This window comes from Streptomyces thermospinosisporus (genome assembly GCF_039526425.1).
Taxonomy (GTDB): Bacteria; Actinomycetota; Actinomycetes; order Streptomycetales; family Streptomycetaceae; genus Streptomyces; species Streptomyces thermocarboxydovorans.
Genome location: NZ_BAAAIZ010000047.1, coordinates 15,607 through 28,120 on the forward strand (window position 1 = coordinate 15,607; position 12,514 = coordinate 28,120).

At 70.4% G+C, this 12,514-nt stretch carries 8 protein-coding genes and 4 tRNA genes; 7 read left to right on the forward strand and 5 right to left on the reverse strand.

Annotated features, from left to right (window positions below; translation table 11 throughout):
* Positions 1–21: 21 nt before the first annotated feature.
* From ABD207_RS17145 to ABD207_RS17155, 3 genes are all read right to left on the reverse strand, one after another.
* Complete coding sequence (locus tag ABD207_RS17145; RefSeq protein WP_344013934.1) at positions 22–2,190, reverse strand: DEAD/DEAH box helicase; 2,169 nt, start codon at positions 2,188–2,190, stop codon at positions 22–24.
* Positions 2,191–2,508: 318 nt separating this feature from the next.
* The gene (locus ABD207_RS17150) at positions 2,509–3,051 is read right to left on the reverse strand and encodes a hypothetical protein (protein ID WP_344013936.1); all 543 of its coding nucleotides are present in this window, start codon (positions 3,049–3,051) and stop codon (positions 2,509–2,511) included.
* Positions 3,052–3,167: 116 nt separating this feature from the next.
* Positions 3,168–3,518: a metallopeptidase family protein gene (locus ABD207_RS17155; protein WP_167996835.1), complete on the reverse strand. Its 351-nt coding sequence runs from the start codon at positions 3,516–3,518 to the stop codon at positions 3,168–3,170.
* Positions 3,519–3,604: 86 nt separating this feature from the next.
* Between ABD207_RS17155 and ABD207_RS17160 the strand changes: the two genes are divergently transcribed.
* From ABD207_RS17160 to ABD207_RS17190, 7 genes are all read left to right on the forward strand, one after another.
* Positions 3,605–5,155 (forward strand): metallophosphoesterase family protein, encoded by a 1,551-nt coding sequence (locus ABD207_RS17160; protein WP_344013938.1) that lies wholly within the window; start codon positions 3,605–3,607, stop codon positions 5,153–5,155.
* Positions 5,156–5,236: 81 nt separating this feature from the next.
* Positions 5,237–5,309, forward strand: a tRNA-Glu gene (locus ABD207_RS17165).
* A 37-nt stretch (positions 5,310–5,346) separates the two neighbouring features.
* Positions 5,347–5,421, forward strand: a tRNA-Asp gene (locus ABD207_RS17170).
* A 24-nt stretch (positions 5,422–5,445) separates the two neighbouring features.
* A tRNA-Phe gene (locus ABD207_RS17175) sits at positions 5,446–5,519 on the forward strand.
* A 141-nt stretch (positions 5,520–5,660) separates the two neighbouring features.
* Positions 5,661–9,611 (forward strand): ATP-dependent RNA helicase HrpA, encoded by a 3,951-nt coding sequence (gene hrpA / locus ABD207_RS17180; RefSeq protein WP_344013940.1) that lies wholly within the window; start codon positions 5,661–5,663, stop codon positions 9,609–9,611.
* Between the two features lie 115 nt (positions 9,612–9,726).
* Positions 9,727–9,801, forward strand: a tRNA-Asp gene (locus tag ABD207_RS17185).
* 357 nt (positions 9,802–10,158) lie between these two features.
* Positions 10,159–10,338: a DUF6274 family protein gene (locus tag ABD207_RS17190; RefSeq protein WP_344013942.1), complete on the forward strand. Its 180-nt coding sequence runs from the start codon at positions 10,159–10,161 to the stop codon at positions 10,336–10,338.
* 371 nt (positions 10,339–10,709) lie between these two features.
* On the opposite strand, the gene bldC is transcribed toward ABD207_RS17190, so the two are convergent.
* Entirely contained in the window at positions 10,710–10,916 is a 207-nt protein-coding gene (bldC, locus tag ABD207_RS17195; RefSeq protein WP_003949541.1) for a developmental transcriptional regulator BldC, read from the reverse strand.
* A gap of 544 nt (positions 10,917–11,460) precedes the next feature.
* Positions 11,461–12,303 (reverse strand): DUF8083 family protein, encoded by an 843-nt coding sequence (locus ABD207_RS17200; protein WP_344013944.1) that lies wholly within the window; start codon positions 12,301–12,303, stop codon positions 11,461–11,463.
* Between the last annotated feature and the right edge of the window lie 211 nt (positions 12,304–12,514).

Here is a 12,514-nt window from a genome sequence, read left to right on the forward strand (position 1 = left end):
CGGTCGGTTTCGCTCGCCGGGTCAGCCGTTGCGCTTCCAGCGCGGCTTGTCCTCACGGCGTCCGAAGGAGCCGCCGCGGTGGTCGTCACGACGGCCGTAGGGGCGGTCGTGGGACGGGCGGTCGTGGCCGCCGGAGCGGAAGCCCGGACGGTCGCCCTGGCGGTCGCGGTTGAACGGACGGTCGCTGCCGCGGTGGCCGCCGCGCTCGTCGCGGCGGAAGCCGCCACGGTCACGGTCGCGGCCGAACCCGCCGCGGTCGTCACGGCGTTCGAAGGAACGGCCGCCGCGGTCACCCCGGTCGTCACGGCGGAAGCCACCGCGGTCGCGGTCACGGTCGCGGTTGAAGCCGCCGCGGTCGTCACGGCGCTCGTAGGAACGGCCAGCACGGTCGGCCCGGTCGTCACGACGCTCGTCGCGGCGGAAGCCGCCACGGTCGCGGTCACGGTCGAAGGAGCGGCCGCCCCGTTCGTCACGGCGGTCGTCGCGGCGGAAGCCGCCACGGTCACGGTCCCGGTTGAAGCCGCCCCGGTCGTCGCGCCGCTCGAAGGAACGGCCAGCACGGTCGGCCCGGTCGTCACGACGCTCGTCGCGACGGAAACCGCCGCGGTCGCCGTCACGGTCGTCGCGGCGCTCGCGGCGCTCGGCGGGAGCGGGCACGTACTCGGTGCGGTCCATGTCGCGCGCGGCCGGCTGCTCCGGCAGCGAGATCTCCGCCCCGGCGGCTGCCTCGGCCGCCTCGGCCACCGCGGCCTGCGGGTCCTCGCCGCGCTCGCGGGCGGCCCGGGCGATCAGCCGGTCGGCCTCCTCGCGCAGTTCCGCCGCGCGGCGCTGCGCCCGCTCCAGCTCCTTGGTGAGCTGGGCGACCTCGCGCTCGGCCTGCTGGGCGGCGTTGGCCGCGGACTCGGCCTGGACCTCGGTCATCGACCGGGCGCCGGTGATCTCGGCGACCTCGGGGTCGAAGGCGGCGCCGCCCTGGATGATGTGGCGCGTGGCGTCGACGCCCGCGTCCTCCATCAGCCGGAAGATCTGGCGCCGCTGGTGCGGCAGGGAGAGGGAGACGACGGTTCCGGTGCGGCCGGCGCGCGCGGTGCGGCCGGCGCGGTGCAGGTAGTCCTTGTGGTCGCCGGCCGGGTCCACGTTGAGCACCAGGTCGATGCCGTCGACGTGGATGCCGCGCGCGGCGACGTCGGTGGCGACCAGGACGTTGACGTAGCCGTCCTTGAAGTCGGCCAGGGTGCGGGTCCGGGCGCCCTGGGTCATGCCGCCGTGCAGCGCCTCGGCCTTGACGCCCGCCTCGCGCAGCTGGTCGGCGACGCGGTCGGCGCCGAGCTGGGTGCGGACGAAGATGATGGTGCGGCCCTTGCGGGAGGCGATGGCCGCGGTGACCGGCGCCTTGTCCTTGGGCTTCACGACCAGGATGTGGTGCGACATGGTCGTCACCGCGCCCTGGGCCGCGTCCACCTCGTGGGTGGCGGGGTCGTCCAGGTACCGGTCGACGAGCGTCTTGATCTCGTTCTCCATGGTGGCGGAGAAGAGCATGCGCTGACCGCCCGCCGGGACCTGGTCCAGCAGCTCCGTCACCTCGGGCAGGAAGCCCAGGTCGGACATCTGGTCGGCCTCGTCGAGGACGGTGATCTCCACGCTCTGAAGCGAGCAGGCGCCGCGGTTGATGATGTCGCGCAGGCGGCCGGGCGTGGCGACGAGGATGTCGACGCCGCGCTCGAGGGCGTAGATCTGGTTGCCCATGGAGGTGCCGCCGCAGACGACCTTCATCTTCAGGCCGAGGACGTCGCCGTAGGGCTGGAGCGCGTCGGCGACCTGCATGGCGAGCTCACGCGTCGGGGTCAGGATGACGGCGCGCGGCCGGTGCTTCTCGGTCCGGCCGCCGGCGAGCTGCGCCAGCGTCGGCAGACCGAAGGAGAGGGTCTTGCCGGAGCCGGTGCGGCCCCGGCCGAGGATGTCCTTGCCGGCCAGGGCGTCCGGGATGGTCGCGGCCTGGATCGGGAAGGGAGTGGTCACGCCGTTCTGCGCGAGCTTGCGCACGACGCCCTCGGGGAGGCCGAGATCGGCGAACGTGACCTCGGGGGCCGTCTCGGGGGTGGTGCCGGTGTCCGCGAGGTTCTGGATGCCGTCGGCGGCATTCTCAGAGTTCTCGGGCACGACGACGTGATCGGTACTGGCGATGGGCATACGAATGCGAAACCTTCCGGAGTCTCTTCGGCACGCGCCCGTCAACTCCGTGATTCGCGATTCGCAATACGACCGCCTCGATGCGGTCCACCACGGCAAGGGAGAGAGTACGCGCCACACGGCGCGCTCTGCAGTGGCGCCGGGCAAATAGGATCAAACGATCTGCCACCATACGCACCCGGGGGCCCCGAAAGCAAACCGGGTCCCGGTCCGGGAGCACCGCGGCAGGTCAGCGCGGTGGGGCGGCGGTCCGGTCGAAGTGTGCCACGTCGACCGAAGCGAAGTATGTCACATCGACCGGACCGAAGTGTGTCACGTCTACGCCGGCACCCCCGCCTCCGGCGCGGGTTCCCGCTGCGCCAGCTGGGTCTGCGGCGGTTCGTGCGCCGAGGAGGAGGGCTCCGGGGCGGTGGGTTCCGGCTCACCGGACGGCTCGGGCGGCGTGGGCGTGGGCTGCGGGTCCGGGGTCCAGGTGGGCTGCTGCGGCACGGGCCGCTCGTCGGGGGTGGGTTTCGCGGGTCCGCCCGGCCCGCCGCCGGCCGGCCGTGAACGGCTCGCCCCCGGGGACGGGGAGGTGCCGGGACGCGCGGACTTCTCGGACCGCTTCCTGCCGTCCTTGCCCCTCTTCTCCTTCTCCGCGCGCTCGCCGTCCGCGGCCGTGCCCTCGCCGGCCGCGACCCCGTGCCCGGAGTCGCCGCCGGGTGCGGCCGCCCCGTCCGGGACCTTGCCGCCCGGCTTCACGGAGTGCGTCGGCTTGGCGCCCCCGCCCGCACCGTCCTCGCCGACGCTCATACAGCCGGCGGCAGCGGCGACGGCCACCAGCGTGGCGGCCAGGCGGACGGGAACGAGCTTGCGGGGCACGGGGGCCACCTCCGATGGGAGTAGCGGGTTGCCATGCCCAACTCCCCCTGCCCGCAAGAGGACACGCCGTTGGACGTATCCGTGGTCGACCCGTATCCGTATCCGTGCCCGGGGACCTATCCGTAGCCGAGGGCGTGCAGCCGGGCGTCGTCGATCCCGAAGTGGTGCGCGATCTCGTGCACCACCGTGATCTCCGTCTCCGCGACCACGTCCTCCCGCGACTCGCACATCCTCAGCGTCGGCCCGCGGAAGATGGTGATCCGGTCGGGCAGCACCCCGGCGTACCACTCGCCGCGCTCGGTCAGCGGGGTCCCCTCGTACACCCCCAGCAGCTCGGGATCGTCGGCGGGCGGCTCGTCCTCGACGAACACCGCGACGTTGTCCATCAGCCGCGTCAGCTCCGGCGGAATCCGGTCGAGCGCTTCCGCGACCAGCTCCTCGAACTCCTCGCGTGTCATCTCCAGCACATCAGCCATTGTCAGGTACGACCCGTCCGTACGAGTCCAGCGCGGCGCCCCGCATATCAGGCACTCTGTATGGGCATACGGGATCAATGGCCCGCGTCCCCGCCGCCGTCATGAACGCCATGCACCACATCCGGCTTCCCCGACGCCACCGCTCCCGCCGGCGCGCACCGGAGACGATCGGCCTGGCGCCGCAGCGCAGCCCCTGGCTGCGCGCCTTCGGGCTGATCACCGTGGTCGTCGTCGGCGCCTGGCTGGGCCTGCTCGTGGTGGGCAATGTGCGGGTCCCGGTCGGCCCGATGAACACCACGATGGCCCTGCGGCCCTCGTTCACCGGTGGCACGAAGATCAATGTCTCACCGCTGGGCGCGCTGGAACTGGACAGCCACATCGCCCCGGTCCGCCTGGACGTCAACGTCGACCAGCTCGACCCGGACCGCGCCCAGGCCCTGGTCGACCACCCCGAACGCCTCTCCGGCCTGCAGGACGAGGTCGCCCGGGACGTCACCCGGGGCACCGCCGATCTGGCCGTGCGCTCCTGTGTCGCCGTGGTCACCGGCGCCACCGCGCTCGGCCTGCTGGTCTACCGGCGCCCGCGCCGCGCGCTGGCCGCCGGGGGTCTCGCCCTCGCCCTGCTCGCCGCGTCCGGCGGTACCGCGTACGCCACCTGGAACCCGGACTCCGTGCTGGAGCCCCGCTTCTCCGGGCTGCTCTCCTCGGCCCCCTCGCTGGTCGGCGACGCGCGCAGCATCGTCACCGAGTTCGACGTCTACCAGAAGGAACTGGCGCGCCTGGTCAGCAATGTGACCAAGCTGTACGACGCCACCTCCACGCTGCCCGCCTACGAGCCCGACCCCACCACCATCCGGGTGCTGCATGTGTCGGACATCCACCTCAACCCGGCGGCCTGGAAGATCATCGCCTCGCTGGTGGACCAGTACCAGGTCGACGTGATCGTGGACACGGGCGACACCATGGACCACGGCACCGCCGCCGAGAACGGTTTCCTCGACCCCATCGAGGACCTCGGCGCCCCCTATGTCTGGGTCCGCGGCAACCACGACTCCCGTATCACCCAGCGCCATCTCCAGGACCTGAAGAACGTCCACGTCCTCGACGACGGCCGCGCCAGGACCATCGCCGGCCTGCGCTTCGCCGGGATGGGCGACCCCCAGTTCACGCCCGACCGGTCCAGGAAGGCCGGGGCCGAGATGTCCCAGGAACTGGCGGGCGCCCGCCTCGCCTCCGCCCTGCGCGACCACCGGGCCGCCGGCCGGCCGGTGGACGTGGCCGTGGTGCACGAGCCGTCCGCGGCCCGGGAGGTCGACGGCACGGTCCCGCTGGTGCTGGCCGGTCATCTGCACCGCCAGGACACCGAGGTCATGGAATACGGCACGCGGCTGCGCGTGGAGGGCTCCACCGGGGGCAGCGGCCTGCGCGCGGTGGAGGGGAAGCGCCCCGACCCGATCCAGGCGTCGATCCTCTACTTCGACCGCGACACCCGCCGGCTCCAGGCCTGGGACTCCATCGAGCTGGGCGGCCTCGGCATGACCACGGCGGAGGTCAGCCGCCATCTGCCGGAGGAGAACCAGCCCGGCGCGAGGCCCTCGCCCGCGACCCCCTCCCCGAGCACCTCCTGAAACCGTTTTGGCGAACCATCCCGCCATCCCATATGCTTCTCACGTCCCCGACGCGCTGAGAAGCGCCCAGGCGGGCCGATAGCCCTCATCGTCTAGCGGCCTAGGACGCCGCCCTTTCAAGGCGGTAGCACGGGTTCGAATCCCGTTGGGGGCACGCACCACCGTGTGCGACACTGTCGTACATCACGCTTGGTCCTGTGGAGCAGTTTGGAGTGCTCGCCACCCTGTCAAGGTGGAGGCCGCGGGTTCAAATCCCGTCAGGACCGCTGGTGTTTCACGTGAAACACCGTGGCTGGGTAGCTCAGTTGGTACGAGCGTCCGCCTGAAAAGCGGAAGGTCGCCGGTTCGACCCCGGCCCCAGCCACAGCCCAAGGGCCCCGACCGTTCGGTCGGGGCCCTTGTCGATGTCCGGCTGCCCGGCACTTCCGTGCCGCATCCATGTCGCACCGACGCCCCGCAAAACCATTCGCCGGGATTTTCGGCAGGATGAGATCCTGGAATCCGTATGTCCACGCATCCCGCACCCGCACCCGCCCTCGGCACCCTCGCCTCCCGGCTCTCCGACGTGTCCCTGCGGGACGCGCACCGCCTCGGCCGGCGGCTGGAGGGCGCACGCAAGATCCGCAAGCCCGAGGCACGTGCCGCCGTACTCGCCGAGATCGAGGCGGAGATCGCCCGGGCCGAGGAGCGGATCGCCGCACGCCGGGCCCGGGTGCCCGAGGTCGGCTACCCCGAGCAGCTGCCCGTCAGCCAGAAGAAGGACGAGATCGCCGAGGCGATCCGCGACCACCAGGTCGTGATCGTGGCCGGTGAGACGGGCTCCGGCAAGACCACACAGATCCCCAAGATCTGCATGGAGCTCGGCCGGGGCGTGCGGGGCATGATCGGGCACACCCAGCCCCGCCGGATCGCCGCCCGTACCGTCGCCGAGCGCGTGGCCGAGGAGCTGCGCACCCCGCTCGGCGAGGCCGTCGGCTGGAAGGTGCGCTTCACCGACCAGGTGGACCCCGAGGGCACCTTCATCAAGCTGATGACCGACGGCATCCTGCTCGCGGAGATCCAGACCGACCGCGAGCTGCGCGCCTACGACACGATCATCATCGACGAGGCCCACGAGCGGTCCCTCAACATCGACTTCCTGCTGGGCTACCTCGCCCAGCTGCTGCCCAGGCGCCCGGACCTCAAGGTCGTCATCACCTCGGCGACCATCGACCCCGAGCGCTTCTCCCGGCACTTCGGCGACGCCCCGATCATCGAGGTCAGCGGCCGGACCTACCCCGTGGAGGTCCGCTACCGGCCGCTGCTCGAGGAGGACTCCGACGACGCCGACCGGGACCAGATCACCGCGATCATCGACGCCGTCGAGGAACTGATGGCGGAGGGGCCCGGCGACATCCTGGTGTTCCTCTCCGGTGAGCGGGAGATCCGGGACACGGCGGACGCGCTCAACAAGAAGCAGTACAGGTTCACCGAGGTGCTGCCGCTGTACGCCCGGCTCTCGCACGCCGAGCAGCACCGGGTCTTCCAGCCGCACACCGGCCGCCGGATCGTGCTGGCGACCAATGTCGCCGAGACCTCCCTCACGGTCCCCGGCATCAAGTACGTCGTCGACCCCGGCTTCGCCCGGATCTCCCGCTACAGCCACCGCACCAAGGTCCAGCGGCTGCCGATCGAGCCGATCTCGCAGGCCAGCGCCAACCAGCGCAAGGGCCGCTGCGGCCGCACCTCGGACGGCGTCTGCATCCGCCTGTACTCCGAGGACGACTTCCTCTCCCGCCCGGAGTTCACCGACGCGGAGATCCTGCGCACCAACCTCGCCTCCGTCATCCTGCAGATGACCGCGGCCGGCCTCGGCGACATCGAGAAGTTCCCCTTCATCGACCCGCCGGACCACCGCAACATCCGCGACGGTGTGCAGCTGCTGCAGGAGCTCGGCGCGCTGGACCCGAAGGAGAAGGACCCCCGCAAGCGGCTCACCGAGACCGGCCGCAAGCTGGCGCAGCTCCCGGTCGACCCGCGGCTGGCCCGCATGGTGCTGGAGGCCGACAAGAACGGCTGTGTCCGCGAGGTGATGGTGATAGCCGCCGCGCTGTCCATCCAGGACCCGCGCGAGCGGCCCGCCGACAAGCAGACCCAGGCGGACCAGCTGCACGCCCGCTTCAAGGACGAGACCAGCGACTTCCTCGCCTACCTCAATCTGTGGCGGTACATCCGCGAGCAGCAGAAGGAGCGGGGCTCCAGCTCCTTCCGCCGGATGTGCAAGCAGGAGTATCTGAACTTCCTGCGGATCCGTGAGTGGCAGGACATCTACACCCAGCTGCGCACGGTCGCCAAGCAGATGGGCATCCACCTCAACGAGCAGGACGCCCCCGCCGACCGCATCCACGTCTCCCTGCTCTCCGGTCTGCTCTCGCACATCGGCATGAAGGACGTGAGGGACGGCAACAAGAACGAGTACCTGGGCGCCCGCAACGCCAAGTTCGCGATCTTCCCCGGCTCGGCCCTGTTCAAGAAACAGCCGCGGTTCGTGATGTCCGCCGAGCTGGTGGAGACGAGCCGGCTGTGGGCCCGGGTGAACGCGAAGATCGAGCCGGAGTGGGTCGAGCCGCTCGCGGGCCATCTGGTCAAACGCACCTACAGCGAGCCGCACTGGGAGAAGGACCAGGCGGCGGTGATGGCGTACGAGAAGGTCACGCTGTACGGGGTGCCGATCGTCGCCCAGCGCAAGGTGAACTACGGGCGGATCGACCCGGAGCTCTCCCGGGAGCTGTTCATCCGCAACGCGCTGGTCGAGGGCGACTGGCGCACCCACCACAAGTTCTTCGCGGACAACCGCAAGCTGCTCAGCGAGGTCGAGGAGCTGGAGCACCGCGCCCGCCGCCGGGACATCGTCGTCGACGACGAGACCCTGTTCGACTTCTACGACCAGCGGATCCCCGGACATGTCGTCTCCGGCGCGCACTTCGACTCCTGGTGGAAGCGCAAGCGGCACGAGCAGCCGGACTTCCTGGACTTCGAGCGGGAGATGCTCATCCGGGAGTCGGCGGAGGCGGTCACCAAGGCCGACTACCCGGACACCTGGCGGCAGGGCCCGCTGAAGTTCAAGGTCACCTACCAGTTCGAGCCGGGCGCGGACGCGGACGGTGTGACCGTGCACATCCCGCTCCAGGTGCTCAACCAGGTCGAGGAGGAGGGCTTTGACTGGCAGATCCCCGGCCTGCGCGAGGAGCTGGTCACCGAGCTGATCCGCTCGCTGCCCAAGCCCATCCGCCGCAACTACGTCCCCGCGCCCAACTACGCGAAGGCCTTCCTGGAGCGTGCGGTGCCGCTGCAGGAACCGCTGACCGTCACCATGGCGCGGGAGCTGAAGCGCATGGTCGGCGTGCCCTTCGAGGCGGACGACTTCGACTGGTCGAAGGTCCCCGACCATCTGAAGATCACTTTCCGGATCGTCGACGAGCGCCGGCGCAAGATCGACGAGGACAAGGACCTGCAGGCGCTGAAGCTGAGGCTGAAGCCGAAGGCCCGCAAGGCCATCTCCAAGGCGGCGGCCGCCAGCGCGGTCCGTGAGGGCGGCGAGTCGCTGGAGCGCAAGGGCCTGACCGACTGGACCATCGGCACGCTCACCCGCGTCTTCGAGACCCGCCGCGCCGGCCAGCCGGTGCGCGCGTATCCGGCGCTGGTGGACGACGGTGACACCGTCTCGGTCCGCCTCTTCGACACCGAGGAGGAGCAGGCCGAGGCGATGTGGAAGGGCACCCGACGGCTGATCCTGCGCAACATCCCGGTCAACCCCGCGAAGTTCGCGTCCGAAAAGCTGACGAACCCCCAGAAGCTCGCCCTGTCCGCCAACCCGCACGGCTCCGTGCAGGCGCTGTTCGACGACTGCGCCACGGCCGCGGCCGACAAGCTGATCGCGGACTTCGGTGGGCCGGCCTGGGACGAGGAGTCCTACCGGAAGCTCTACGACAAGGTCCGCGCGGAGATCGTCGACACCACCGTCCGCACGGTGGGCCAGGTGCAGCAGGTGCTGGCCGCCTGGCAGTCCTGCGAACGCCGCCTGAAGTCGGTGCGCAGCCCCGCCCTGCTGGCCAACCTCCAGGACGTCAGGGCGCAGCTGGACGGGCTGGTGAAGCCCGGCTTCGTGACGGAGGCGGGCCTGCACCGCCTGCCGGACCTGCTGCGCTATCTGGTGGCCGCCGACCGCCGGCTGCAGCAGATGCCGACGAACGTCCAGCGGGACACCACGCGCATGCAGAAGATCCAGGAGATGCAGGACGAGTACGCCTGGCTGCTGGAGCAGATGCCGCAGGGACGGCCGGTGCCGCGGAAGGTCCTGGAGATCCGCTGGATGATCGAGGAGCTGAGGGTCAGCTACTTCGCCCACGCGCTGGGCACGAAGTACCCGGTGTCGGACAAGCGGATCGTGAAGGCGATCGACGCACTGGCCCCGTGACGGGGACGCCTTGGGGACGTGACGGAATCGGCACGCAGGGTGAGTTCGACCCGGGGGCTCGGCTCCTGTACAGTCTCTTCTCGCAGCGCACAGCACGAATCGCTCTGCGAAACCTGGTCCTGTGGAGCAGTTTGGAGTGCTCGCCACCCTGTCAAGGTGGAGGCCGCGGGTTCAAATCCCGTCAGGACCGCACGAGAAGAGGCCCGCATCCGTCACGGATGCGGGCTTCTCGCCGTTACGGCCCATGGTCTCCTCTGGTCTCTTCGCCGTTCGGGACCACGGCTTCACCGCTGCCCGGCCGGCCTCGCTCTCCTCGGCCACGGGGTTCGTCGCTCCGGGCCACGGCGATCCTTGGACCCGCCCGCGGCGCGGGACCGCTCCCGTCCGCTCCCATCGGCCCAGGGGCGCGCGGCGCCCGTCTCAGGCCGCCTCGTGGGCTTCTGTGGCCCTTCTGCGCGCTCTCCCGGCCGTCTTGACGGCCCCGCACTCTGCCAGTACGCCAGAAGTCAGGGGACCCGCTTCCCGGGTGGCTTCTCGGAGGTGGTGTATGGGGGCATCAGGCAGCTATCGGGCACGTGCACTGCTGCGGGCGCATCTGGCGGCCGCCACGTCGTACCGGCATCTCACCCGCCACTGCCCGATCTGCCATCGGCTGCTGCGGCTGGCCATGGAGTCCGGCTCCCGTCCCGACGACGGCAGGGACACCCCCAACGCCCGTTCCGTTTAGCGCATATGCCACAGGCTCATCAAGACGCCCCGCATGTGACGGGTGTCACCGCATGAGTTTTCAGAAGCGCCGCCTTTACCCCCCTCCTACAACGCGTCAATTTAATATGTGCAATTGCACTCTCCCCACAGGCCTCCACAAGCCCGCGCACAACCGCAGCCCGGAGGCCCGCAGGACGCACAAAAAAGATCGCGCCGGACCCGGCGGAGGTCCAGCGCGATCGACGACGCACCCAGGTTCAGCGGCTGATGAAGCTCTGATCGGTGTGGGCGAGGGGCCTGTTGGGGCAGTCCCCGCGTCGCTTGGAGCTATGGATGACGGGCGCCCCGGCGGGTTGGGGGACCTGCCGATGTGCCCGGATATTCAGTTGTTCAGGCCTCGCTGCGCTGCTGCGGGATGCCCGCGAGCAGAGCGCGGACCTCGGCCTCGCGGTAGCGGCGATGCCCGCCGAGCGTGCGGATCGACGTGAGCTTGCCGGCCTTCGCCCAGCGCGTGACCGTCTTCGGGTCGACGCGGAACATGGTGGCGACCTCAGCCGGGGTCAGCAGCGGCTCGGCATCAGGGGTGCGAGCGGTCATGAGCGGCCTCCTCGGGAGAACCGAACCTTCTCGGTTCTTTCCTCTAAATTCTGCACCTTGACCCGCGTTGCCCGAAATGGCGGACGCGAGTCGAGTCGGTTATAGGACGAACGGCTTGTCCTCGGCACTACAACTACACCATCTGTCCAGCGGCGTCGGCCAAACCGACGGAATTGCCCTCCCAGGTGTTCATCAGCCGCGGAAGCCGATGGACCGTGCCATAGCGGACAGTCACGCCGCTGTGACGATCAGTCACAGCGGCGATCAGGAGTCACGAGACCCCCCAAAGCGTGCAATGCTGAGATTCTGCCCACAATGGAGCACAGTAGGACGGAGGAGTCCTCCCCGGACTCCTTGTCCTATTTTGGCATGAGGGTGGGCAAGCGGCGCAAGGGCCTTGTGCGTGCGGTCCGTCACGCTTGTCCGTTGTCGGGCGGCTGTTGACGCGGCCTCAGGGCGAAGACGAAACCTCAAGAAGGGCGTTTGGTCAAACGGCAGTTCGCGCTCGCCTGCTCACTCTGCGTACGCACGGCTCTCTGAGCACTCAGTTCGCCGAGCGCAGGTCCCGCACCGCCCGCCAGCGCTCCACGAGCCGCCCGTACGCCGCGCCCGCCCTCTCCCTGTCGCCCACCCGCAGCGCCGCGATGCCCTCCGCCACGTCCGCCGCGGAGTGGTCGTCCTCCAGCGCGCCGGACGGCAGGGCGTGCACCAGCCCGCCGTAGTCGAGCTCCACGTACGAGCGCGGGTGAAACTCCTCCAGCCAGCGCCCCACGTCCACCAGGCCATCGATCAGCGGGCCCTCGTCCATGGCGTTCTTCAGCGCGCGCAGCCCCCGCGCCACCCGCCGCCGGGCCTCGACCATCGGGGTGCGATAGCGCAGCACCGGTGCCTCGTCGGCGGTGCCCTTGGTGTACTCGCGCTCCTCGTCGGTGAAGAGCACGAACCAGTTGATCGGCACCTGCCAGGTGGCCGTGCGGATCCACGGCCGGGCGTCGGGATGGTCGGCCAGCCAGCGCTCGTAGTCCTGGGCCGCCTCCCGCCGCACCACCGGCGGCAGCAGCGCGTCCAGCACCGGCAGCGGGAACTCCTCGGCCAGCTCGCCCAGCGCCTGCCAGCCGCGCAGCCGGGTGCGCCAGGGGCAGACGCAGACCACGCCGTCGATCTCCAGCACGAACGCGTCGTCGCTTTCGTGAACGGGCACCGCGACCGGAGGGGTGGGGACCAGGCCGGCCAGGGCCCGGCGCAGCTCGTCCTGGTAGGAGGGCCGGTGGGGGCGGCGGGCGTAGCGCGCCCAGTGGTCGCGCTCGGGCTGCGGGAAGGCGGCCAGCGGTTCGTACACGCGCAGGTAGGTCGCGTACGGGACGATCACCGAGGTCACCTTGGGCACGCCTGCTCCCTCCCCCGAGCTGCGCCGTGAAAACCTTTCGTGGGCGCGTGGCGGACACGCGCGGACGGGCGGCGAATCCATGCAAATCGTCGCACGCGAGTACTCCGGTCGGAGGTGATCCCCGCCATGGTGCCGACGACGGGCCCGGCAGGCTCTAGTCTCGTGCTCAACAGTCCCCGCCACCCGTACGGGGGCTGCTCTCACCCGCCGC